We start from the raw sequence: 22,915 nt of genomic DNA on the forward strand, positions 1-22,915 counted from the left end.
AGAATGTAGTCAACTGGGAGGGAAGGGGGGATTGTGACAGCTGACATGCCTGGTGGCTTGTCCGCGCCCCGCACCGCCGTCGTGGCAGACCCCGACGGCGCACGGCTGGCAACGAACGCCCAGGCACTGCGGGATGCCGGCTACCGGGTGCTGTGCGCGGAAGATGCCGAGGCCCTTGCTGCCGGGCTGGAAGCCGCGGAGCCTTCCGTCGTCGTGGTTGACTCGTCCCTGGCCACGGTTGAAACCGCCGCGCCGGTGCTGGTGGTGGTGGACCTCGACGACCCCGCGGAGCTGGCGGCCATGAAGCCTTCCGGCATTCATGACTGCATCGCCAAGCCGCCGCCGCCCAGGGAGCTTGTCCACCGCGCTGGTGCCCTGATAGATATGGTGGCCCGCCGCAAGGCGGCACGGCAGGAGACCGAGGCACTCCGCGAGCAGCTGCGGCAGGTTTCGGCTGCGGTTCGGGCAACGAATGATCCGCAGGAAATAGCCCGGCACGTGGTGGCGGGCTTCGGCCGCACGTTCAAGGCGGACTATGTCTGGCTGGCGACCTTTGAGGATGACCGGGTTCCGCGCATCAATGCCTCCTGGAGCAGGCCCGGACTTAAACCGCTTGCTCCCGCTTCACTGCCGGACGAGCAGCATGCCCGGCAGATGGCCGACCTGCTGTGGGCCGGGGCGGAGACGTCCTCATCCGCCGCAGCCGAGGAGTCGACGGCCGGGGGGCCGACGGCGGGACAGGCCCCTTCAGCCGGCATCGCGGACGCCGCCTCGTCTCTGGCGGTGCCCATGGGCGAGGGGAATTCCTCGCTGGGCATCATAGTGATCGCGATGCTGGAGCAGCAGCGAAGCTGGACGGGCGCAGAGCTGGGTCTTATGCAGCACGTAGCAGGCAATACCGCCTATGGCCTTATCCAGAGCCACCTGATCAGCAGCCAGCAGCAGGTGGTGAAGCAGCTTCAGCAGCTGGACAAGGCCAAGACCGACTTCCTGGCCACCGTGAACCATGAGTTGAGGACTCCGCTGACGTCCATCATGGCGTACCTGGACATGATCCAGGAGAACACTGAGCAACCGGTCTCCCCAGAGGTCCACCAGATGCTGGACATCGTGGTGAGGAACACGGAGCGGCTCCGGATCCTCATCGAGGACATGCTGAGCGTTTCGCGCAGCGGCCTTGACGACAGCCTGATGCACCTTACACCGGTGCGGCTGGGACAAACCCTGGACCTGGTGGCGGCAGCGCTTCGGCCCTTGGCTACGCTGCAGAACGTCACGATCGCCGTGGACCCCGTCCCGGAGGACCCTGAGATCCTTGCCGACGAGGTGCAGCTGCAGCAGGTGTTCACCAACCTGGTTTCCAATGCCATCAAGTTCACCCCGAGCGGCGGCCGGATTGAGGTGGGCAGCGAGTCCCATGCCGCCGCCGACGGTACGCGATGGGCCACCGTCAGCGTGGCGGACACCGGAATAGGCATTTCGAGCGACGAAATCGACCACGTCTTCACCCGGTTCTACCGTGCCTCCAACGCCATGTCCGGGGCCATTCCGGGGACCGGCCTGGGGCTGGCAATCACCAAGGACATCGTGTCCCGCCACGGCGGCCGCATAGATGTGTCCTCCACGCTGGGTGCGGGCACCACCGTCAAAGTAAGCCTTCCCCTGGGCGCCGACCGCAGCCAGGAGAACTGAACGCATGCCGGAACCCGATGTTTGCGGATAACGACCCGCGGCTCTCCCAGCTCCTCGAAGGCATCGTGCGCCTGGCATCCGGAGACCTCAGCTCCCGGATCGAGGTGTCCCCGGCACGCGATGAACTCGATGCCATCATCATGGGCACTAACCTACTGGCAGAGGACCTGCAAATTATCTACGAAGAGCTGGAGCAGCGGGTCCAGGTCCGAACCCAGCTGCTGCATGAAGCCCATCTGGAAATGCAGAAGATGGCCATGCAGGATCCGCTGACCGGCCTGGCCAACCGCTCCGCCCTCCTTGAGGCGCTGAAGGATGCGCTGGACGCCGACGGCGGGTCCGGGGACAGCCCCGCCCTCCTGCTGATGGATCTGGATGCCTTCAAATCCATCAACGACAGCCTTGGCCACACGGCAGGGGACCATGTCCTGTCCATCGTGGGGCAGAAGATCCGCAGCGCAGTCCGCACCTCCGACGTCGTGGCGCGCCTGGGCGGTGACGAATTCGCGATCGTCCTGCCTGGCGCTTCTGCGGACCAGGCCGGCATTGTGGGGCACCGCATCCTGGCGGCCTTGGGCGAGCCCATTGACGTGCCGGGACGCAGCGTCCGCTGCGGGGCCAGTATGGGGCTTAGTTGCGGCGGCGCGGGGAAGACACCCGAGGACATGCTGATGGAGGCCGACGTCGCCATGTATGCCTCCAAAGCGGAAGGCCAAAACAGGCTTCACCGCTTCGAACCCGGGCTCCTGCTGGTGCGGAGGCTCCGCAGCCAGCTGGTGGAGGATCTCCGCAGCGCCATCAAATCCGGCGGCCTGATGCTCCATTACCAGCCGGTGGTGGAGCTCGGCACCGGCCGCATCGAAGGCGTGGAAGCCCTAATCCGCTGGAACCACCCCACCCGGGGCTTCATCATGCCCGATGAGTTCATTCCGCTCGCCGAAGAGGCCGGCCTGATTTCCGAGCTCGGAAACTGGGTACTCAGGACGGCTGTGCACCGGCTCCGGGACTGGCTTGATGCTTCCGTGGTGGACAGCAGCTTTTCCGTCAGGATCAATATCTCGGCCACGGACCTGCAGAGCCTCCAGTTCATCGAGGATGTCAGGGCTGTCCTCAAGGAGACGGGCGTGCGCCCGGAGCAGGTGGTCCTGGAACTGACCGAGGTGGCCATCGTCAAGGGCAACGAGCTGGACCGGTATTCACTGGGCGGGCTGCGCGGACTGGGCGTGGGCATCGAGATCGACGACTTCGGCACCGGATACTCGTCCATCAGCTACCTTCGCAGGCTCCCTGTGGACCGGGTCAAGGTGGACCGGTCGCTGATCACGGGACTGGGGTCAGATCCCAGCCAACCGGCACTGGTGGCAGCTGTCCTGCAACTCGTCAGGGCCTGCGGGCTGGAAGCGGTGTGGGAAGGGGTGGAAACTGCTGAGCAGGCCGAGATCCTTCGCGGCTTGGGCTGCCTCAGCGCGCAGGGTTACTTCTTCAGCAAGCCCGTTCCGCCGGAACAAATACCGGAACTGCTGGCTGCCAGGCCGGAAAGCGCCATTGAGCAGGGCTGAAACTACTGCGCTTTTGTTTCCTGCGATATACGATCATCGTGCGGTGTCTGGTTTTCGTCGCCGCGAAAACAGGTTTCAGCAGGGACACCGGATTTTAGAGGCATTTAGAAATTGAACAGCTATGGGCCATTGGGTCATTACTTCGTCAACTGGGGGCGTAGTTAATGTTGGTTCGGACACAGGCATGGGGAATAATCGCCGCTGTGCTGGCGGACACGGATCCGTCCGGAGCGGCGGTGCGGCAGCGCCTGAGCAACAGGCTGGATGAAAATCCGGGTGTTCCGGAGCGGGCCTTGCTGGAATACCTGCTGGAGACCCGGCAAAGCGACGCCAATACGGTGGAGACGCTCGAAAGCGCCAGGCAGATGCGCCTCACCCCTGCAGCCCTTCCGCCCCAACTGGCCGAACAAATTGACGCCATCCGCAGCGTGTCACGTATCAGCGCGCTTCTCGAGAACAACATGCTCATGACTGCCTTCCAGCCCATCTACGGCCTGGAAGAAAAAACAGTGGTGGGAGTCGAGGCATTGTCCCGGTTTGTCAGCGATGACGGCGCCGCCGCGGAGCTTTGGTTCGCCGAGGCAGCTGCAGTGGGGCTGGGTGCCAACCTTGAATTCTCGGCCTTGGGGTCCGCCGCAGCAGCCGCGAAGAATCTTCCGGGAAACCTGTTCGTCTCCCTGAACATCTCCCCGGCGTCGTGCCTGGACCCGCGGCTGCCGGAATTGTTCGAGCACATCGACCTTCCCATCAGCCGTGTGGTGCTCGAACTGACGGAGACGGTCAAGGACGAGGAATATGCGCAGTTTATCTCCGCCATCAACCCCCTGCGCGACAGGGGCCTGCGGATCGCCGTCGATGACACCCACTCAGGCGCCGGCGCAGTGAGCCGTATGGTCCACCTGCGGCCGGACTTCCTGAAGGTGGGCAGGAACATTATTGGTGACGTGGACAATGACGGGATCCAGCGCGCCCTGGCGGCCTGCCTGGTGGATTTTGCCGAACAGATCGGAACCACCCTGGTGGCAGAGGGCATCGAGACCGTGGGCGAGCTCAAAGTCCTCACCGAACTGGGGATCAGTGCCGGGCAGGGCTACCTGCTGGGCAGGCCCTCCGTCATGCCCAAGGACTGGACCAACTGGAACACCCGGCTGGACGTGGACGGGCTCCAGCGGCATCTCCCGGGACCTGGGCAGGCCGGCACAGCCGCCCAAGCGGGTGCATCGCACTCGGCCACCGCTTTGCACAGGAACGACCAGAGCTGACGCGGTCCGGCCGGCAGCAGTGCGCCCTAGCCGGGCCGCTTATTCGCTGTGGCCCTGGTCCCCGCTCATCTGGTCTTCCGCTGGCGGGGTTTCCCCGGGAGGCACTCCCCCGCCCGGCTCCAGCCCTGTGACGTTGCCTTCGGCAGGGTCCGGATTTGGCGAACCCGCAGAGTCCTTGCCAGCCGGCCTGGCGTCAGCTGGGTCCTTGCCCGGCTGGTCGGGGTTGGCCGGATCATTTTCCGGATGGTAGCTGCTCATGATGAGTTGGTCCTTCCCGTCCGGCCGCGGTCCCATGCCCCGGCTCTGGACTAATTGTAAGCATGCTGATAATTCTGGAAGGGTAATGTTCCGGGGGTCCGCTGCGGGCGCCCGGCACACAATGTCGGAAGGAGCAGTCACATGGGTATCGGCGACAGCATCGGCAAGGCAGCAGAAAACGCCATGGAAGACCTGGCAGGGACATCCAAACCCACAGAGAAAATGAATGTTCCTGACCCCACGGATCCCCAAGACGACGTAGAGGTCCACTCCTCCCTCAGCGAGGGATCCAACGCCATGGAGGCGGAGAAGCAAAAGGCTCCGGGGCTCAAGACCGGCGCGGCCCCCGGCCCGGTGTCCGAAAATCCCTTTGGCGGGGACCAGGACGCTGATGAGTCAGACGGTGGCAGCGGCACGGAAGGCCGCGGCGCTGGAGAGGGCAGTGCTGGACGGGGCAGTGCCGGACGGGACGACGACGGCGGCCTGGCCGGGAGCGCTTCCGCCCCTGCCGGCGGGGCAGGGGCGGATCCGGGCGGGGTATCGGGCTCGGCGGGCCTGCCCGACAGCAACCCGGATGAACTGCGCGCGGACCCCACCGAGGGCGACCAGGACCCTTCCACCAGCACGGGCCGGGGCTAGAAAGGGCTGGCCGGCCGCAGTCAGCCGTGCGGCCACTCTCCCCGCTCAACGAGCACTTCGCGGAGGAGGTCCGCACGGTCTGTCACGAGCCCGTCAACGCCCAGCCCGAGGAGCCGGCGCATCTCCTCGGGTTCGTTGACGGTCCATACGTGGACCACCAGGCCCAGCGCATGCGCACGCCGGATGGATGCGGGGGTCACCACTTTGACGATGCCGCGGCGGACCGGAACCTGAAGCGCCTGGACGTCCCGGAGGATCTTCCGCATCAGCCACTGGAAGACAGAGCGCGGAAGCACCGGACCCAGCAGGGTAAAGAGTGCGATTGACCCCACCCCGGCCGACGCCGCGACCGGCTGGCTCAGCCGCTTCAGCACCGCGCGCCGCCGCCGGTCCGAAAAGCTGGTCACCAGGACCCGGTGATGCACCTGGCGCTCCTCGATGACCGCGGCGATGCTTGCAACGGAGTTCCAGTCCTTGACATCCAGGTTCAGCCGGACGTCGGGCAGTTCCGCGAGCAGCTCATCGAGCCGCGGGATGGGCTCGCTGCCGCCGATGCGGGCCTTTGCCGCCTCGGCTGCGGGCAGGCCGGATACCTTGCCGCGGCCGTCCGTAACCCGGTCAAGGGTGTCATCGTGGAAGAGGAGCACCACGCCGTCCGACGTGGTGTGGACGTCCGTCTCGAGATACCGGTAGCCCAGGCCAACGGCGGCGCGGAACGCGGCCATGGAGTTTTCCAGCCCCTCGCCGGAAAATCCGCGGTGGGCCATCGCTATGGGCAGCGGAGACCCGCCACCGGCTGAATTGTCGAAAAACGGCAGGCTCACAGTGTGAGCGTACCCGAGGCTGCCGGCGGGCCCGGGAGTATCAGCTGTCCTCAGGAAGGATGTCCACGCCGTCGCTGCAGTGGAGCAGCGTACGTCCGCGGCCGCCGTCGAAATTAATCCACACAGCCGCATGGTCCGCGGTGAGGGCGTCCACCAGTCCGTTGGCCTCGAACTTTGGCGCGAGGAGGACGCGGACGCGGTCGCCCTGCCGCAGTTTCTTCCAGTGCGGAGCGGGTGTTGCCTGCCGGAGCGGCGCTTCGGTTCCAAGCTTCACTTTTCTTGCCATCATCTACCCCTTGAGCCGGAAAGGAGAGGTTGGCCTCTCCGCCTCCAAAGCTAGGAAGCGAAAGTGAACGCCAGGTGAGCGCAAGCTGTGTAAATGGAGCGACTTTCCCAGGCCGCCGGCCGGTGTCAGGGAAGAGTGACTCCCAGCGAAGCCAGCCTGGCCTCCAGAACCTGGGCCACGCCGTCGTCATCAAAGTGCGGCGCCTGCTGTCCCGCGGCACGGATCGCGTCCGGATGGCCGCTGGCCATCGCATAACCGTGGCCGGCCCAGCGGAGCATTTCAATGTCGTTTGGCATATCCCCAAATGCCACCACGTCCTCGGCGCCGATTCCCAGGGTGCCGGCGTATTCGGCCAGCGTGACGGCCTTGTTGACACCGGGCAGGGCAAGTTCGAGCATGGGGACTCCGGGCGAGGAGTGGGTGGCCGCCGCGAGGTGTCCGACGGCGGGAGCCACCTCTGCGAGGAAGTCGTCCGGAGTGCCCTCACGGACGATGGCGAGGAACTTCACCACAGCGTCGTCGCCGGGGAGTGTATCGGCGAGCGCGGCGGGAGTGAACTCGGACAGCAGTTCGCTGGATTCGTTTTCGATGAAGCCGGGCTCGAGGTGGAACCTCGTTAGTGTTTCGGCGGCAAACAGGGCTGCCGGACGCAGCTGCTTGATTACGCGGCGGACTTCGAGCACCGCGTCCAGGCTCAGTGTCCGGGCGGACACCAGCTGGTCTGTTTCCAGGTCCCAGACTACGGCGCCGTTGGAGCAGATGACCGTCCCCCTGTGCCCCAGCTGGTCCTGCAGCGGGTGCAGCCAGCGCGGCGGCCGGCCGGTCACGAAGACCAGTTCGACGCCGGCGTCCCGGCAGGCGTGGAAGGCGCGGACGGTGCGGTCGCTGATTTTTCCGTCGTGTCCGAGGATCGTCCCGTCGATGTCACTCGCTACCAAACGCATCCTGCCAGTCTACGTGGCGACGTGCCGGAAGCTGGAGGCCGGCTGAGCAGGTGCCTCTCCGCCGGGGCAATGCACAGCGGCAGTGCGCCCTGCCGCAACGTCAAAGTGCACCTGGCCAGGTCCCTGCGCGACGTAGTACTTGCCCCCGCTATTGACACTCCACTGTGACGGCTGACATATTTCCAGTACGCGCTCTATGCACCGTGTTGTGTAATACGCAATAACAAACAACCCAGCACACGCCGCCGCGGCCCGGGCGTCGGCATGAGATCGTTGAACGGGCAGCAGGATTGCCTCAGGTACCGCCGCCACGATTCCCGGGTTTTAGGAAAGGAACACCAGTTCATGGTTCACCAAGTCAAGGCAGTCATTGCCAAGGAAAAAAACGCTCCGGCGTCAGTGGAGACCATCCTGGTGCCGGACCCGGGGCCGGGCGAGGCCCTGGTGGACATCCTTACCTGCGGCGTCTGCCACACAGACCTGCACTACAAGCAGGGCGGGATCAACGATGATTTCCCCTTCCTGCTGGGCCACGAAGCAACCGGTGTTGTCTCCGCCGTGGGTGACGGTGTCACCTCCATCACCCCCGGCGACCGGGTCATCCTGAACTGGCGTGCTGTCTGCGGTGAGTGCCGGGCCTGCGCCAAGGGCCAGCCGCAGTACTGCTTCAACACCGCCAACGCCACCCAGAAAATGACCCTGGAGGACGGCACCGAACTTTCCCCCGCATTGGGCATCGGGGCCTTCGCCGAGAAAACCCTTGTCGCTGCCGGGCAGTGCACCAAGGTGGACCCCGGGGTGGACGCTGCTGCCGTCGGGCTGCTGGGCTGCGGTGTCATGGCCGGCATCGGCGCCGCGATCAACACCGGCGAGGTCAAGCGTGGCGAGTCCGTGGCCGTGATCGGCTGCGGCGGCGTGGGCATCGCCGCGATCGCCGGGGCCAAGCTCGCCGGGGCCACCACCATCATCGCGGTGGACATCGACGCCAACAAGGTGGAGATGGCCAGGTCCCTGGGTGCCACGCACGGCATCGACTCCAGCAACGAGGACCCGATCGAGGCCATCCGGGCCCTCACGGGAGGGAACGGGGCCGATGTGGTGATTGACGCCGTTGGCCGTCCCGAAACCTACAAGCAAGCCTTCTACGCCCGCGATCTCGCCGGCCGCGTGGTCCTGGTGGGAGTCCCGACGCCGGAAATGCAGCTTGACCTGCCGCTGCTGGACGTCTTTGGCCGCGGCGGGTCCCTGAAGTCCTCCTGGTACGGGGACTGCCTGCCCTCCCGCGACTTCCCCATGCTGGTCTCGCACTACAAGCAGGGCAACCTGGACCTGGACGCCTTCGTCTCCGAACGCATCACCATTGAGCAGGTGGAGGAAGCCTTCGACAAGATGCACGAGGGCAAGGTCCTGCGTTCGGTGGTGGAGCTCTAATGGCGGTCACCATCGAGAACCTGGTCACCTCCGGCACGTTTTCGCTCGACGGCGGCACCTGGGATGTGGACAACAACGTGTGGATCGTGGGCGATGACAAGGAATGCGTGATCATCGATTCCCCGCACGACGCCACCGCGATCATCAACCAGATCGGTGACCGGAAGGTGCTGGCCATCCTCCAGACCCACGCGCACAACGACCACATCGGCGCCGCGCGAGAGGTTGCAGAGGCCGTGGGCGCCCCGATCTACCTGAACCCCGAGGACCTGGTCCTGTGGGAGCAGGTCTACCCGGATGCAAAGCCGGACCGGGAACTAACCGACGGTGACGTCTTCGAGGTGGCTGGGGCCACCCTGCGGGCCATCCACACTCCCGGCCACTCCCCCGGTTCCACCTGCTTCTACCTTGAGAGCGAAGGAACGGTGTTCACCGGGGACACGCTGTTCAACGGCGGTCCCGGCGCCACGGGCCGCTCCTACAGCGACTACCCCACCATCCTCACCTCCATCCGGGAACGGTTGCTCACCCTCCCGCCGGAGACTGTGGTCCGCACCGGGCACGGAGACAACACCACCATCGCGGCCGAGCAGGAAACCCTGGCCAAGGTCGCCCAGTAGCAGGTCCTGCGGCAGGCTCAGCCGCAGGGGACAGAGTGCCAGCAGGGGCGCGCCGGGAGAGCCCGGCGCGCCTTTGCCGGGAATCGATCAATTTATGCCGGTAAGGAAGTTGGAACAATGAAGTTCGGGAAACAGCCCGCCCCCGTGGAGGACATCAACGAGAACAACCTCGAAGTCCACAAACCCAAGACCGAGGCTGCCGGCGTCAAGGCCGTCATGGTCGCGCTCGAGCGCGCCGTGGCGCAGGCGGGCGTGACCCGCACCGCCCAGTCGCTGCTGCGGCTGAACCAGCGCGGCGGATTTGACTGCCCGGGCTGCGCCTGGCCGGAATCGGACAAGAAGCGCAAGGCCGCCGAATTCTGCGAAAACGGCGCCAAGGCAGTGGCCGAGGAAAACACCCTCCGCACCGTGGGCGCCGAGTTCTGGGCCAAGCACTCCATCGCCGAACTTTCCACCAAGACCGAGTACTGGCTGGGCAACCAGGGCCGCCTGAGCGAACCGGTGGTGATCCGCCCCGGCGACACCCACTACTCACCCATTTCCTGGGCCGAGGCATTCGAGCTGATCGGCGAGCACGTCCGGGCCACCACGGCAGACCGGTGCGTGTTCTACACCTCCGGGCGGACCGCGAACGAGACCGCGTTCATGTACCAGCTCTACGCCCGGGCCATCGGCACCAACAACCTGCCGGACTGCTCCAACATGTGCCACGAGTCCTCAGGTTCTGCCCTGAACCCCACGATCGGGATCGGCAAGGGCACCGTGTCCCTGGACGACATCCACGATTCCGAACTGATCTTCGTGGTGGGCCAGAACCCCGGAACCAACCACCCCCGCATGCTGTCCGCGCTTAAGGAATGCAAGGACAAGGGCGGCAAGGTGGTGGCCGTGAACCCGCTGCCCGAGGCCGGGCTGTTCAACTTCAAGGACCCGCAGACCGTCTCCGGCGTCGTCGGCGGCGGCACCCCGCTCGCTGACGAATACCTGCAGATCAAGGTCGGCGGGGACCTGGCGCTGTTCCAGGCCCTGGGCCACCTGCTCCTGGAAGCCGAAGAAGCCAACCCGGGGACCGTCGTCGACCACGCCTTCATCGCCGCGCAGACCGACGGGTTCGAGGCCTACCGCGAAGCCCGCCAGGAGCTGGACTGGGCCGAGACCGAAAAGGCCACCGGCCTCACCCGCGCCCAGATCGAGACCGTGGCCGGGATGCTCATCAAGTCCAAGGCCTCTATTTTCTGCTGGGCGCTGGGTGTCACGCAGCAGCCGCACTCGGTGGACACCATCAAGGAAATGGTCAATGTCCTGCTGCTGCAGGGCAACTTCGGCAAGCCCGGCGCCGGCGCCTGCCCCGTCCGCGGGCACTCCAACGTCCAGGGCGACCGGACCATGGGCATCTGGGAAAAGCCCAAGGAAGGGCTCCTGGCAGCCCTGGACAACGAGTTCGGCATTACGTCACCGCGGCACCACGGCTACGACGCCGTGGAGGCCATGGAGGCCTTCGAACGCGACGAGGTGGACGTCTTCGTGTCCATGGGCGGGAACTTCTCCCTGGCCTGCTCAGACACCGAGATGCTCGAGGCGGGGATGCAGCGGATCGGGCTGACCGTGCACATCTCCACCAAACCTAACCGCTCCCACATCGTCCACGGCCGCACCTCCCTGATCCTGCCCACCCTCGGCCGTACCGACAAGGACGACAAACACCCCAAGGGCGCCCAGTTCCTCTCCGTTGAGGACTCCATGTCCGTGGTCCACTCCACCCAGGGCCGCCTCACCCCGGTCTCCGAGCACCTGCTCGCCGAGCCGGTCATCGTCGCCCGCATGGCCGACGCCACCTTCGGCCCGGACCACCCGGTCAACTGGAAGGCCATGGCCGAGGACTACGACGTCATCCGGGACCACATCGAACGTGTCCTGCCCGGTTTCGAGGACTTCAACACCCGGGTCCGGACCAAAAACGGGTTCGTGCTGCCCAACCCGCCACGGGACACCCGCTCCTTCGCCACGGACATCGGCCGCGGCCGGTTCACCGTCAGCCCGCTGGAATACCTCACCCCGCCCGCCGGGCACCTGGTGCTCCAGACCATCCGCAGCCACGACCAGTACAACACCACCTACTACGGCCTGGACGACCGCTACCGTGGCATCTCCGGGGGCCGCCGCGTCATCCTCATCCACCCCGAAGACCTCGAAGAACTCGGGTACCAGGACCGCGACCTGGTGGACGTCATCAGCACCTTCGGCGGCCACGACCGCAAAGCCGACAAGTTCCGCCTCGTGGCCTACCCCACCGCCAAGGGCTGCGCCGCCGCCTACTTCCCTGAAGCCAACGTCCTGGTCCACAAAGACAACGTCGCCCGCGAATCCAACACCCCCGGCTTCAAAGCAATGTTTGTCCGCTTCGTCCCGCACGTTGCCGAAACGTCGGGCGAGGTTGCATCCGAAGAACTGGAGCCTGCCGCAGCCAGGTAGAGACAGCCGTTCAGGCCCCTAGAGGACGGCATGACGACGGCGACATTCGGCAGGTGCCGGATGTCGCCGTCGTCATTTGTTCCTTGGCGCGCGCTGTGCCCGAGGTCCGCTGCCTAGATGGGGTTGTTCCCGTCCGGCTGCGCCTCGGGATCCAGGTCCTTGCCGTAACCGGTGGCCGACGCGAGGCCTGACACCTGCTGGCCGGCGTTAGTTTGTCCAGGCGTAAAACCGGGGTCGGGGCTGCCCTGGGGCTCACCCTCGGTCTCGGGCGCCACATCCTGCCTCAGGTGCTCGTCGGACGGAATGTTCTTGTAAACCTCTTCATCAGCCATTCCAACAGCCAACCACTGAGCGAAGCCAAGGACAAGGGGCAGTCGCGGCACCGGCAAGGCTGTCAGATAAGCACCGTGGGCGCAGGGGCGCAGGAGTGAGGCCGGTCTGGTCCGGCTCTTGGATATTGCGCAGCGCCCATCATGCCGGCGAGGCGTGCAGGAACCGGGCGTCGCTGTCACCTGCTTCGCTACCGTTGCCTGGTCTGTCTGTATGGAGGGTTGCACTGGTTCCGCTGGTGAGGATCGCTTCGGCGAATTTGTCGGTCCGGAGTTGGGTGAGGGTGCGGGCTTCGTTGGGTCCTTGTGCGGCCCGCGCAAGGGCGTTAAGGCGGTTCCAGCCTGCCAGCGCCTGGTCAGCGGGAAGGTAGGCCGAGAGCCATGCCATGCCGTCCTGGTCCGGCCGGCATTCCACCCTCCGGTCAGCGACCCCCTTGGCATGGCGCTTTTCAATGGATTCGGCGTGGTGGCTTCCCGCCAGGACCTGGCTTTGGCCTTGAACCGGTACGCCGGCATGTCCCCAATCGTCGCCGCCGCGGGCGGTTCAGGGGTGGCCGGGTCCAGGAAGTGGGCTTCCAGAGCGACGACCCCGGCCGGGTCCAGGGTTGCGGCCTCGTCCACCATGACCAGGGCGTGCTGCGAGGAGATCGTCCCGGACTGCAGTGCCGATAATGTCCGCGGCAACTCCTTGGTCAGCGCGTGTGACGCGGCCAGGAAGGAACCCGCTGCCCGCGGCCCCATGGCCAGGAGACAGCCGATTTCCGCCGCGACAGCCATCTCCTGCGCCTGCACCGGCATATCCGGCGCTTTGGTTTGGACGCTGTCCGCATACTTCGCGGCAGCACGGGCCTTTAGGCCTGCAAAACCGGCCTCCATCTCCCGCATGCCGGCAAGGATGTCCAGGCACCCATCCGCCAGCCCCGCCAGTGAATCAGCAGCCGAGAAGGGCTCCAACCCACACCCATCCACCTCGGCATCAAGCACAGTAAGGGCAGCCTTGATTTCCTCAAAAGCCTTCGCCACCGCTGCCTGTCCCATAAACCCATCATGACAAGGGGGTACGACATTTAGGGTGCCGGACCGTTCAGCTTCGCGGGATGGCCTGCACACATGAAAAACCGGGGGCCCCCTGTTCGGCGACCCCCGGTTTTTGGTTGGACAGGCTCGGCACTAGCCGCGGAGGCGCTCCATGCCCGGGTCGAAGAGCGGTTCAGGTGTCACGGTGGCGGCGATGCGCTTGCCGAAGTACTCCACTTCCACGGCGTCGCCTTCGGAAACCGAAGCGGGCAGCCAGGCGTACGCGATCGGCTTGCGGACGGTGTAGCCGTAGGCGGCACTGGTGACATAGCCAACGGCTTCGCCAGCCACGTACACCGGTTCCTTGCCCAGCACGATGGAAGTGCCGTCGTCGACCGTCAGGCAGCGCAGCGCACGCGTGGCGGGCTGCTCCTTGCGCTCAGCCAGGGCCTCGGCGCCCACGAAGCCAGTCTTGTCCTTGGCCACGGAGAAGCCCAGGCCGGATTCGTACGGGTGGTGCTCTGACGTCATGTCCGTGCCCCACAGCCGGTAGCCCTTCTCCAGCCGCATGCTGTTGAACGCGCCGCGGCCGGCAGCGATGATGCCGTGCTCCTGGCCCGCCTCGAACAGCAGGTCCCACAGCTTCAGCCCGTACTCGGCGGTGGTGTACAGCTCCCAGCCGAGCTCGCCGACGTAGGAGAGCCGCATGGCGGTGACCGGGATGCCGCCCACGGAGATTTCCTTGGTGCGGAAGTACTTGAGTCCGTCATTGGTGAGGTCGTCGGCGCTGACCTTGCCGATCACCTCACGCGCCAGCGGCCCCCACAAGCCGATGCAGCAGGTGCTGCCGGTGATGTCGGAGACATGCACCCACTGGGCGGGATCGGCGGCCGACTGCTTCCGGGCCTCCACCCGGAGGTAGTCGAAGTCCACGTTGCTGTTGACGCCCAGCTGGAAGTCCTCCTCGGCCAGCCTTGCGACGGTCACGTCGCTGCGGATGCCGCCGTCGTGCTCCAGCAGCAGGCAGTAGGTTACGGCACCCGGCTTCTTCGCGATGTTGCCCGTGCTGAGCCGGTGCAGCAGCGCCTGCGCGCCGGGACCCACCACGGAGAGCCGCTTCAGCGGCGTCATGTCGAACAGCCCGACGGCGGTCCGGGTCCTCCATGCCTCGGCCGCCGAGATGGGGGACGAAAACATGGCGGACCAGTCGTCCCGCTCCGGCGTCTGCCACTCGGCAGGGAGCTCCTCGAGCAGGCCGCGGTTGGCCTCGAACCAGTGCGGCCGCTCCCAGCCGGCGGACTCCAGGAAGAACGCCCCCAGTTCCTTCTGGCGGACGTTGAACGGGCTGACGCGCAGGTCCCGCGGGGATTCCCTGGGCTGCAGCGGGTGCATCACGTCGTAAATTTCCACGAAGTTCTGCTGCGACGTCTCGCTGACGTAGGCGTCGGAGGTCTGGACCTTTTCGAAGCGGGTCAGCTCGCAGCCGTGCAGGTCCGTGCGGGAACGGCCTTCCACCAGCAGCTCCGCCATTGCCTTGGCCACGCCGGCCGAGTGCGTGACCCAGACAGCTTCGGCCACGAACAGGCCTTCGAGGTCGGGCGCCTCGCCCATGAGCGGGCCGCCGTCGGGGGTGAAGGAGAAAATGCCGTTAAAGCAGTCCTGGATTGCGGAGCTGCGCAGTGCCGGCAGCAGGTCCTGGCTGTCCTCCCAGGCAGGCAGGAAGTCTTCCAGGGTGAACTCCAGGCGGGAGGGCATGCGGTGGTCCGACATTTCCTCTGCGGAGACCTTCGGCAGGGCGGACATGTCAACCGGCATGGGCCGGTGGGCGTAGCTGCCGATGCCGATGCGGTCGCCCCATTCGCGGTAGTACAGGTCCCTGTCCTGGTAGCGCAGGATGGGCTTGCTGGCGCCCTTCGGGAGTTCGTTGACGCCCTCGAGTTCGGGCAGCGGGGTGCTGATGGCGTACTGGTGGGCCAGCGGCAGCAGCGGGACTTCCAGCCCCACCATCTTGCCGAGTTCACGGCCCCAGAAACCTGCGCACGACACCACGATGTCCGCAGGGATCAGTCCGTTGTCGGTTTCGACGCCGGTCACCTTGCCGCCCTCCTGGGCGATGCCGGTCACCGTGGTGGAGCCGAGGAAGGTCACGCCACGCTCGCTGGAGCGCTCGATCAGCAGCTGCACCGCACGGGCGGCCAGGGCCAAACCGTCGGTGGGGATGAGCAGGCCGCCCAGGACTTCGCGGCCGCCGGTGAGCTTGCCGGTGTTCAGGAGAGGGTAGATCTTTTCGCATTCGTCTGCGTCGACGATCCGGCTCTCGACGCCCCAGGACGTCATCACGCCCATCTTGCGCTTGAGGTCGGCGAGGCGCTCGGGGGTGGTTGCCAGCTCCAGGCCGCCCACCTGGTTGAAGCAGGACTCGCCGTCCTTGCTCAGGGCGAGCAGCTTGTTCACCGTATAGGTGGCGAATTCGGTCATGGTCCGTGACGGGTTGTTCTGGAACACCAGGCCCGGCGCGTGCGAGGTGGAGCCGCCGGCGAGTTCCAGCGGGCCCTGTTCCACCACCGTGATGTTGGTCCAGCCCCGGGTGGCGAGTTCGTCGGCAAGGTTGGTTCCGACAATGCCGGCGCCGATAATGACAACGCGTGGTGATGCGCTCATGGGTGTTTCTCCTGTTTAGCTTTGCGGGCGTTGGCGTTAGCGGAAGACGACGGTGCGGGTGTTGTTGAGCAGGACCCGGTGCTGGCAGTGCCACCTGACTGCGCGGGACAGTGCCTGCGATTCGGCGTCCCGGCCGACAGTGACCAGTGCATTCGGGTCCAGGCTGTGGTCCACCCGGAACACTTCCTGCTCGATGATCGGGCCCTCGTCCAGGTCTGCGGTGACATAGTGCGCGGTGGCGCCGATAAGCTTCACGCCGCGGTCATAGGCCTGGTGGTAAGGCTTGGCCCCCTTGAACCCGGGCAGGAAGGAATGGTGGATGTTGATGGCGCGGCCGCGGAGGGTCTGGCTGAGGCCGTCCGAGAGTACCTGCATGTAGCGGGCCAGGACCACCAGGTCTGCCTGGTACTCCTCCACCAGTTCCAGCAGGCGCGCCTCGGCCTGCGGCTTGGTGTCCGCTGTAACCGGGACGTGGATGAACGGCAGGCCGGCGGCTTCCGCCATGGGGCGGAGGTCCTCGTGGTTGGACACCACGACGGCGATCTCCGCACCCAGGCTGCCGGCGCGCCAGCGGAAGATAAGGTCGTTGAGGCAGTGTCCGAACTTCGAGACCATCACCAGCACGCGCTGGGGGCGTCCGTCGTGGATGGCGAACTCCATGTCGAATTCATCGGCAATGGCGGCGAACTCGGCGCTGAGGCCTTCCGCGGAAACTTCCTTGTCTCCGGGAGTGAAGGCCGTGCGCAGGTAGAGCTTGCCGCTCATGTGGTCATCGAACTGCTGGTGTTCAACGATGTCGAAGCCGCGGTCAGCGAGGAATGCGGTGATGGCCCGGACGATTCCGGGGCGCTCCGGGCACGCAAGGGTGAGGACGTACTGTGCGGTGCCGGTACTGCGGACGCTGGGGACGGCGCCGGCTTCCGCCGTCGCGTTGCCGGCGGGACGGCCTTCGAGGACTGTGGTCATGGTTTGCTCCTAGGGTGCTGGGGTGGGCTTGGTAGCGACGGCGGAATCCGCCGACATGGAATCAACTGCGGTGGAGCCGGTCGTACTGGAACCGCCAGGGCACGGCGTGTCCTCTGAACAGCGTTCACCGCATTCATGCTTGGTCACGAGGTCGAACTGGGCGCCGCCGTGCTGGTCCACGCCCGTGCGGATGGCGCGCTCCACCACCGAGTCCGCCAGCCGCCGTCGCAGGGACAGCGGATCCCGGCGCAGGTCCCTGACCAAGGCGAAACACAGCAGCAGCATGACCAGCACAAACGGCAGGGCCGCCACGATGGTGATGCGCTGGAGTCCCGACAGGGCTTCGGAGGGCTTGTCACCGCCGGCAAGCAGCATCACGGCGGCTACCGCTCCGGTGAGGAGGCCCCAGAAGATGACCAGGCCGCGCTTCGGCTCGGCGGAACCGTTGGAGCTCAGGGAGGACATCACCAGGGATGCCGAGTCTGCGCCCGTGACAAAGAAGATCGCCACGAGGACCATGGCCAGGACAATGACCGCTCCGGTTAACCAGCCCGGCATGGACAGGTTGTTCACGAGGTCGAACAGTGCGCCGTCGAAGTCGATGGACGGTGTTCCGTCGGTCATGGCCACCAGTCCGGGCTGGTTGGCCGCGTCGGCGTCCTGCTGGACCTTGAAGGCGGTTCCGCCGAAGATGCCGAACCAGAGGACGCTGACGATGCTGGGAACCAGCAGGACGCCGGTCACGAACTGGCGGATGGTGCGGCCGCGGCTGATCCGGGCAATGAACATGCCCACGAAGGGCGTCCATGATACCCACCAGGCCCAGTAGAAGATGGTCCAGCCGGACATCCAGGTGCGCAGGGCTTCGTCCCCCACGGCCTCGGTGCGGGATGCCATCGCGGCCAGGTCCCCGGCGTAGTCGCCCACGGCTGCCGGGATGAGGTTGAGGATGAAGAGCGTGGGCCCGGCGATGAAGACAATGAGCGCAAGGACCACTGCCAGGACCATGTTGATGTTGGACAGCCATTGGATGCCGCGGCTGATGCCGGACACCGCCGAGGCCACAAAGCAGGCGGTCAGGATGGCCACGATGGACACCAGGACAGGGGTGCCGATCTCACCGACCCAGCCGTTCGAAGTCAGGCCGCTGCCGATCTGGAGGGCACCCAGGCCGAGCGAGGCCGCCGTGCCGAAGAGCGTGGCGAAGATTGCCAGGATGTTGATGAACTTCCCCACCGGCCCTTCGACGGTCCTGATGCCGAAGAGTGACGTGAATGCTGCCGAAATCAGCTGCCTGCGGCCCAGGCGGTAGGTACCGTAGGCCATGGCGATTCCCACGACGGCGTACATGGCCCAAGGGTGAAGTGTCCAGTGGAAGATCGAGGTGGCCATGGCAGTCTGGATGGCCGCCGGCGTCCGTCCGTCAACGGTTCCCGGCGGCGGGGAGATGAAGTGGTAGAGCGGCTCGGCGACGCCGTAGAACATCAGGCCGATGCCCATGCCGGCCGCGAACATCATGGCAATCCATGAGACGGTCCGGAACTCGGGCTTTTCTCCGTCCTTGCCCAGCGGGATGTTGCCCCACTTGCCCAAGGCGAGCCACAGGACAAAAACGACAAACAATGAGGCCAGGACCATAAAGAGCCAGCCGGTGTACTCCATGACCCAGTCGAGGGCGAGCGTTGAGGTGGCGGACAGGCTGTCCCGGCCCAGGAAGCCCCAGGCAACAAAGGCCACGGCGAGGATGCCGGTGATGCCGAAGGTGACCTTGTCCAGGGTGAGCTTTCGGTTCCGGCGTTCCGCCACAGCCTGCTCAGCGCGGGTCTGGCGGAGTTCCTGCATAATCTGTTCGGTGTTCTCCACCTCGGCCTCCGCGTTGTGGTTGGCGGGCTGGAGATCTGGTTCGGCCCGGACGTCATTGTCCGGGCGGATATCGCTGTTCAAAGCCATGTCAAGTCCTTTGGTTTGAATTCATGGGCGTTGTACTCCGGCGTCCCCAGACCGGGCGGAAGGTTGAACTTCCTTGGATTCAGTTCTTAGAGTCGGCTTCGCTTTGAGCGGTTTCGGCTGCGCCTTGACAGTGGGCCGGAACAGGGGTCAGGCATCAATCACCAGGTCCGTCTGCGCGGTGGAGCAGCAGGGCAGGAACTTGCCTGCAGAAATCTCCCGTGCCCGGATCCCGCCCTGGTGGTTCATCTCGACGTCCCCTGAAAGCTTGACGACCTTGCAGGAGCCGCACATGCCTTCCTTGCAGTTCGCGCCAATTCTGACGCCCGCGCGCTGGGCCGCCTCGAGGATATGCTCGGTAGGTTCGATCCGCACATTGATGCCCGTACGCATGAAGGACATGGTGAGGCTGCCTGTTCCCACCGTGTCGAAGCTCGAGGCATCAGGGGAAGCCGCGTCCGGCTCTTCGCCCGGGATGTCGGCAGAGGGGTCGGAGCCCGGTGCCTCCGGCTGGACGATTTCCAGCGGCAGCCCTGAGGCCTGCAGGGTTCCGTCCGCGTCGTAACCAGGCTCGTAGAGGCCGAACGCGGCGGGCTGGCTTTCAAAGTAGTCCTCGGCGGATTCGGCGATCTCCTCCGCCATCTCCTCCGCGAAGTCGGCGGCAAGTGCCACCTCCGCCTGGTATTCAAGGAGCGTTTGGCGGTCTCCCGAGAAGAACTCCATGTAGATGGAAGTGTCGTCGACACCGACCTTCTGGAGGAGCTCGGTGGCGGTGTTCAGGTAACCCTCAGGTCCACAGGCGTACACCTGGCGGCCGTTGGCGTCCGGGGCCACCTCCTCGAGCATGGCCGCCGTCAGCCTTCCGCTGAGCCCTTCCCACCCCTCCGGTATGCTGCGGTCGCCCAGGGAGTAGTAGACCTTGATGCGTGAGTCCACGGAGGCGATATAGGCCAGTTCCCGGTGGAATGCAAAACCTCCAGCGTCCGAGCCGTGGTAGAGCACCACGACATCGGCGTGTCCTGGCAGGGAGTGGATGGTCCGCACCATGGACATGATGGGTGTGATCCCTGCACCGGCGGCCAGCAAGAGATACCGTGCCCGCCGGTCGGCATCGGGCAGGTGGAATGCTCCCACCGGTCCCAGCATCTCAAGAACCGTGCCGGGCTTGACGTTCTCGTGCACCCATGGCGAGACCAGTCCCGTGGAGTCGCACTTGACGGTGATGCTGAAGGTCCACGGCTCGGTGGGCGAACTGGACAGCGAGTAGCTGCGGTCCACCGGTTCCTGGTCCTCGCCATTGACGGGAAATGCGACGTTCACGTACTGGCCCGCACGAAACGCCAGGGGCGCACGGTCGCAGCGGCGGAACACGAAGGTCATCATGGCGCCGGCCTCGGGAACGGTCTCGACACATTCGGCCATGAACTCCTGCGGATGCCATGGGTTCAAGGCACGGGCTGCCCGGGCGGGTGTCTCGGTGCTTCCCATCACCCTGTTCCACGGCATCTCAAGTCCGCGGATACGCTGTGGTTCCTGGATTGCCGTTTCAGTGAGGAGTTCAATCATGCCAAGTGCTCCTGCACGCGCTGCACGTACCAGTTGATGAAGGCTTCGACCTGGTATTCGCTCTTCATGTAGGGACCGGGCTCGTAGGCGGGGCTGCCGGCACCCTGCTGGCAAAGCTCCACGAACGCCTTGTCCTGCAGGTTCGTCTGCTTCCAGGTGTAGGTGAGCTTCTCGAGGTCGTAGTCGACGCCTTCCACGGCGTCGTCGGCCACCAGCCAGGTGGTGCGTACGAGGCTCTGGTGTTCGTTGATGGGGAAGACAGCGAATGTGATGACGTGGTCGCCCAGGAAATGGAACCAGCTGTTGGGCTGCAGGTGCATGGAGCAGCGGCCAAGGCGGAAGTCGCGCAAGTCACCGAGCAGCTTCTTGGACAGCCTGCGCCCGTCGGCGGAGAACGATTCGCCCTCTCCATCGAGTGATTCCCGTGAGATGCGGATTCCCGCGATACGGGTGTCAAGCTGCTCCACCACCTCGTAGGGAAGTCCATAACGGCGGCAACGCTCCTCGAGGGAGGACTGGGCCTGCTTGTTCCGGTCCCAGACTTCCTCAAGATGCGGCGGGATCAGGCCCTCCGTCAGGCCCCAGGTGGGGAAGAGGGAGCAAGCGAGCTCGGGGTGGCCGTCACAGTGGTAGCACTCACGGTTGTTCTCCATGACGAGCTTCCAGTTGCCCTCTTCGATGATGTTCTGCTGGTAAGCGATCTTCGTCTTCGAAAGATCGTGGGGCGCGAGGTAGGGCTCAAAGATCTTTGCGGTTTCGTCGAAATCCGTCGGCGGTTCGTCCGCGATGCAGACGAAGATGAGGCCGGCAACCTCGCGGCCATGGGCGCGCTTGAGGGCAAAGCAGTTCTTGTCGAACTTGGCTTCGCCAGGAGCGGAGGCGTGGATCAGGTTGCCCTCGGGGGAATAGGTCCAGGAGTGGTAGCCGCAGACGAGGTTACCGGTGGAGCCAGCGGACTCGGTCAGAACGCGGGCACCGCGGTGGCGGCACACGTTGTGCAGGACGTTGACGCCGCCGTCGTCGTTGCGCAGCACAATCAGGGAGTAGGGCCCGTAGTCCACCGTGACGTAGTCGCCCGGTTCCGGCAGTTCGGCGGTGCTGGCAGCGAAGATCCAGTGCTGGCCGAAAATGGCCTCCATGTCGATTTTGAAGATCGCGGGGTCGGTGTAGAAGGGGGCGTCGAGGGAGTAGCCCGTGCGCCGGAACTGAAACAAGGCGGTGATTTCTGCCAGCTGCTCGTCAGGCAACGATGCAGCGAGTTTTCCGCGTGTATTGAGGGGCGCGTTCACTGAAGCGGTCATGGGTTTCCTCCCGGGAGGCATGGGTAGTGGGTGCTGCGTGAGACCACGGGTGCAGGGGCGTGGTGGAAGAACTTGTAGTGATGAGATTAGGGTCACAAGAGCTGCAAAAAAAGCGCAAAATAGTGAAGATAACCATGCACAATAGGTGCATGATCGATCCGAGGCTCATCACACTGCGCGTGTTCGGCCGGTGCGGCACCATAGGCGCGACCGCCGAACTCACCGGGTATTCTCCTTCTGCCGTTTCCGCGCAATTGCGGGAGCTCCAGCGAGTGCTTGGAATGCAGCTGCTGACGAAAGACGGCCGGGGCGTGCGGCTTACCGCCACCGGGCGCTTCCTGGTGGCAGGTTCGGATCCCCTCATTGCCCAGTGGGAGAGCCTGCGCGCCGCAGCCATGGAGGCCGGTGACCAGGTGCAGTCCCACTTTGGCCTCGGCGGCTTCTCCTCTGCGGCTGCCCAGTTGCTCGCGCCGCTCGCCGCCACCCTGCGCTCAACACACCCCCTGCTCGAGGTGCAGGTTCTTGAGGCTGATCCGGCCCGCTGCTTCGACTTGTTGATTGCGGAACGAATCGATCTTGCAGTCATCGTCGCCATGCAGTCCGACAGTTACGGTGAGGACGATCCGCGCTTCGAGCAGAAAGTCCTGCTCGACGATCCACTGGACGTGATCATTCCCGGTGACCACCCGCTGGCATCAAGGGAAACAGCGACGCTTGAAGAGCTGGCATCGGAACCCTGGATCACGGAGGCCGCCGGTTCCACCTACCATTCCCTCTTCACCGCGGCGTTCACGGCGGTAGGGGTGACACCGCGGATCGCCCATGAAGCCGTTGAATGGGAAACCCACATCGCATTCGTGGGTGCGGGGCTGGGCGTCGGCCTGCTGCCCCGGCTGGCGCCTTTGCATGGTGCCGAAAACGTGGTTCGGTTACGCATCACCGGCAGGACGAGACCCACCCGCCGCATTGTCGCAGCGGTCCGCAGGGGCAGCATCGCCTCACCCCTGATCCAGGAGTCGCTGAACATCCTGCAGGTCAACGCCAACCGGATCCTCACCGAGCGGCTGGAGGAAGAGGACCTTTGAGGGCTGCGGTCGTGGGGCGTCCTGGTGTTCAGCGGCTTCCTTATCCTCCCCACGGA

Annotated in this window: 18 protein-coding genes; 8 read left to right on the forward strand and 10 right to left on the reverse strand. The window is 65.3% G+C overall.

Annotated features, from left to right (window positions below; translation table 11 throughout):
* Positions 1 to 45: 45 nt before the first annotated feature.
* The 3 genes from FDW84_RS02155 (at position 46) to FDW84_RS02165 (ending at position 4,513) form a co-directional block, all read left to right on the forward strand.
* Positions 46 to 1,692: an ATP-binding protein gene (locus FDW84_RS02155; protein ID WP_138606505.1), complete on the forward strand. Its 1,647-nt coding sequence runs from the start codon at positions 46 to 48 to the stop codon at positions 1,690 to 1,692.
* A gap of 17 nt (positions 1,693 to 1,709) precedes the next feature.
* Positions 1,710 to 3,251, forward strand: coding sequence for a putative bifunctional diguanylate cyclase/phosphodiesterase (locus tag FDW84_RS02160; protein ID WP_138606098.1), 1,542 nt, complete (start codon positions 1,710 to 1,712; stop codon positions 3,249 to 3,251).
* A 164-nt stretch (positions 3,252 to 3,415) separates the two neighbouring features.
* Positions 3,416 to 4,513, forward strand: coding sequence for an EAL domain-containing protein (locus FDW84_RS02165; protein ID WP_138606100.1), 1,098 nt, complete (start codon positions 3,416 to 3,418; stop codon positions 4,511 to 4,513).
* Between the two features lie 39 nt (positions 4,514 to 4,552).
* Here the strand turns inward: FDW84_RS02165 and FDW84_RS02170 are convergent, their stop codons facing one another.
* Positions 4,553 to 4,771: a DUF6480 family protein gene (locus FDW84_RS02170; RefSeq protein WP_138606104.1), complete on the reverse strand. Its 219-nt coding sequence runs from the start codon at positions 4,769 to 4,771 to the stop codon at positions 4,553 to 4,555.
* Between the two features lie 141 nt (positions 4,772 to 4,912).
* On the opposite strand from FDW84_RS02170, the gene FDW84_RS02175 reads away from it, so the two are divergent.
* Positions 4,913 to 5,410, forward strand: coding sequence for a hypothetical protein (locus FDW84_RS02175; RefSeq protein ID WP_138606106.1), 498 nt, complete (start codon positions 4,913 to 4,915; stop codon positions 5,408 to 5,410).
* Positions 5,411 to 5,430: 20 nt separating this feature from the next.
* On the opposite strand, the gene FDW84_RS02180 is transcribed toward FDW84_RS02175, so the two are convergent.
* The 3 genes from FDW84_RS02180 to FDW84_RS02190 all read right to left on the reverse strand — a co-directional run bounded on the left by FDW84_RS02180 (position 5,431) and on the right by FDW84_RS02190 (position 7,464).
* Complete coding sequence (locus FDW84_RS02180) at positions 5,431 to 6,234, reverse strand: glycerophosphodiester phosphodiesterase family protein (RefSeq protein ID WP_240721329.1); 804 nt, start codon at positions 6,232 to 6,234, stop codon at positions 5,431 to 5,433.
* A 40-nt stretch (positions 6,235 to 6,274) separates the two neighbouring features.
* Positions 6,275 to 6,508 carry a hypothetical protein gene (locus tag FDW84_RS02185; protein ID WP_371419121.1) on the reverse strand — a complete coding sequence of 78 codons (234 nt, stop codon included), beginning with the start codon at positions 6,506 to 6,508 and terminating at the stop codon, positions 6,275 to 6,277.
* A gap of 137 nt (positions 6,509 to 6,645) precedes the next feature.
* Positions 6,646 to 7,464, reverse strand: coding sequence for an HAD family hydrolase (locus FDW84_RS02190; protein ID WP_138606112.1), 819 nt, complete (start codon positions 7,462 to 7,464; stop codon positions 6,646 to 6,648).
* 345 nt (positions 7,465 to 7,809) lie between these two features.
* On the opposite strand from FDW84_RS02190, the gene FDW84_RS02195 reads away from it, so the two are divergent.
* The 3 genes from FDW84_RS02195 to FDW84_RS02205 all read left to right on the forward strand — a co-directional run bounded on the left by FDW84_RS02195 (position 7,810) and on the right by FDW84_RS02205 (position 11,987).
* Positions 7,810 to 8,895, forward strand: a complete 1,086-nt coding sequence (locus tag FDW84_RS02195; RefSeq protein WP_138606114.1) for an S-(hydroxymethyl)mycothiol dehydrogenase — start codon at positions 7,810 to 7,812, stop codon at positions 8,893 to 8,895.
* Positions 8,895 to 9,515, forward strand: coding sequence for an MBL fold metallo-hydrolase (locus FDW84_RS02200; RefSeq protein WP_138606116.1), 621 nt, complete (start codon positions 8,895 to 8,897; stop codon positions 9,513 to 9,515). Before FDW84_RS02195 ends, FDW84_RS02200 begins: the two co-directional genes overlap by 1 nt.
* Positions 9,516 to 9,632: 117 nt before the next feature.
* Positions 9,633 to 11,987 carry an FdhF/YdeP family oxidoreductase gene (locus FDW84_RS02205; protein ID WP_138606118.1) on the forward strand — a complete coding sequence of 785 codons (2,355 nt, stop codon included), beginning with the start codon at positions 9,633 to 9,635 and terminating at the stop codon, positions 11,985 to 11,987.
* Positions 11,988 to 12,100: 113 nt separating this feature from the next.
* On the opposite strand, the gene FDW84_RS19975 is transcribed toward FDW84_RS02205, so the two are convergent.
* The 6 genes from FDW84_RS19975 to FDW84_RS02240 all read right to left on the reverse strand — a co-directional run bounded on the left by FDW84_RS19975 (position 12,101) and on the right by FDW84_RS02240 (position 21,774).
* Complete coding sequence (locus FDW84_RS19975; RefSeq protein ID WP_371419122.1) at positions 12,101 to 13,354, reverse strand: hypothetical protein; 1,254 nt, start codon at positions 13,352 to 13,354, stop codon at positions 12,101 to 12,103.
* Positions 13,355 to 13,486: 132 nt separating this feature from the next.
* A complete protein-coding gene (locus FDW84_RS02220) occupies positions 13,487 to 15,994 on the reverse strand; it encodes a GcvT family protein (RefSeq protein WP_138606123.1) in 2,508 nt (835 codons plus the stop codon).
* A 36-nt stretch (positions 15,995 to 16,030) separates the two neighbouring features.
* The gene (purU, locus tag FDW84_RS02225; protein WP_138606125.1) at positions 16,031 to 16,960 is read right to left on the reverse strand and encodes a formyltetrahydrofolate deformylase; all 930 of its coding nucleotides are present in this window, start codon (positions 16,958 to 16,960) and stop codon (positions 16,031 to 16,033) included.
* Between the two features lie 9 nt (positions 16,961 to 16,969).
* The gene (locus FDW84_RS02230; protein ID WP_138606127.1) at positions 16,970 to 18,910 is read right to left on the reverse strand and encodes a BCCT family transporter; all 1,941 of its coding nucleotides are present in this window, start codon (positions 18,908 to 18,910) and stop codon (positions 16,970 to 16,972) included.
* 147 nt (positions 18,911 to 19,057) lie between these two features.
* Positions 19,058 to 20,473 carry a ferredoxin reductase gene (locus FDW84_RS02235; protein WP_138606129.1) on the reverse strand — a complete coding sequence of 472 codons (1,416 nt, stop codon included), beginning with the start codon at positions 20,471 to 20,473 and terminating at the stop codon, positions 19,058 to 19,060.
* Positions 20,470 to 21,774, reverse strand: a complete 1,305-nt coding sequence (locus FDW84_RS02240) for an aromatic ring-hydroxylating oxygenase subunit alpha (protein ID WP_138606131.1) — start codon at positions 21,772 to 21,774, stop codon at positions 20,470 to 20,472. Before FDW84_RS02240 ends, FDW84_RS02235 begins: the two co-directional genes overlap by 4 nt.
* A 149-nt stretch (positions 21,775 to 21,923) precedes the next feature.
* Between FDW84_RS02240 and FDW84_RS02245 the strand changes: the two genes are divergently transcribed.
* The gene (locus FDW84_RS02245; protein WP_138606133.1) at positions 21,924 to 22,859 is read left to right on the forward strand and encodes a LysR family transcriptional regulator; all 936 of its coding nucleotides are present in this window, start codon (positions 21,924 to 21,926) and stop codon (positions 22,857 to 22,859) included.
* Positions 22,860 to 22,915 lie beyond the last annotated feature (56 nt).

The organism is Pseudarthrobacter sp. NamE5 (genome assembly GCF_005796225.1).
Classification (GTDB): Bacteria; Actinomycetota; Actinomycetes; order Actinomycetales; family Micrococcaceae; genus Arthrobacter.

What these genes read in the sequence shown, in the direction of transcription:
- FDW84_RS02155 (WP_138606505.1), top strand. Translation starts at nt 46, where the DNA reads ATGCCTGGTGGCTTGTCCGCGCCCCGCACCGCCGTCGTGGCAGACCCC.
- FDW84_RS02160 (WP_138606098.1), top strand. Translation starts at nt 1,710, where the DNA reads ATGTTTGCGGATAACGACCCGCGGCTCTCCCAGCTCCTCGAAGGCATC.
- FDW84_RS02165 (WP_138606100.1), top strand. Translation starts at nt 3,416, where the DNA reads ATGTTGGTTCGGACACAGGCATGGGGAATAATCGCCGCTGTGCTGGCG.
- FDW84_RS02170 (WP_138606104.1), bottom strand. Translation starts at nt 4,771, where the DNA reads ATGAGCAGCTACCATCCGGAAAATGATCCGGCCAACCCCGACCAGCCG.
- FDW84_RS02175 (WP_138606106.1), top strand. Translation starts at nt 4,913, where the DNA reads ATGGGTATCGGCGACAGCATCGGCAAGGCAGCAGAAAACGCCATGGAA.
- FDW84_RS02190 (WP_138606112.1), bottom strand. Translation starts at nt 7,464, where the DNA reads ATGCGTTTGGTAGCGAGTGACATCGACGGGACGATCCTCGGACACGAC.
- FDW84_RS02195 (WP_138606114.1), top strand. Translation starts at nt 7,810, where the DNA reads ATGGTTCACCAAGTCAAGGCAGTCATTGCCAAGGAAAAAAACGCTCCG.
- FDW84_RS02200 (WP_138606116.1), top strand. Translation starts at nt 8,895, where the DNA reads ATGGCGGTCACCATCGAGAACCTGGTCACCTCCGGCACGTTTTCGCTC.
- FDW84_RS02205 (WP_138606118.1), top strand. Translation starts at nt 9,633, where the DNA reads ATGAAGTTCGGGAAACAGCCCGCCCCCGTGGAGGACATCAACGAGAAC.
- FDW84_RS19975 (WP_371419122.1), bottom strand. Translation starts at nt 13,354, where the DNA reads ATGGGACAGGCAGCGGTGGCGAAGGCTTTTGAGGAAATCAAGGCTGCC.
- FDW84_RS02220 (WP_138606123.1), bottom strand. Translation starts at nt 15,994, where the DNA reads ATGAGCGCATCACCACGCGTTGTCATTATCGGCGCCGGCATTGTCGGA.
- purU (WP_138606125.1), bottom strand. Translation starts at nt 16,960, where the DNA reads ATGACCACAGTCCTCGAAGGCCGTCCCGCCGGCAACGCGACGGCGGAA.
- FDW84_RS02230 (WP_138606127.1), bottom strand. Translation starts at nt 18,910, where the DNA reads ATGGCTTTGAACAGCGATATCCGCCCGGACAATGACGTCCGGGCCGAA.
- FDW84_RS02235 (WP_138606129.1), bottom strand. Translation starts at nt 20,473, where the DNA reads ATGATTGAACTCCTCACTGAAACGGCAATCCAGGAACCACAGCGTATC.
- FDW84_RS02240 (WP_138606131.1), bottom strand. Translation starts at nt 21,774, where the DNA reads ATGACCGCTTCAGTGAACGCGCCCCTCAATACACGCGGAAAACTCGCT.
- FDW84_RS02245 (WP_138606133.1), top strand. Translation starts at nt 21,924, where the DNA reads ATGATCGATCCGAGGCTCATCACACTGCGCGTGTTCGGCCGGTGCGGC.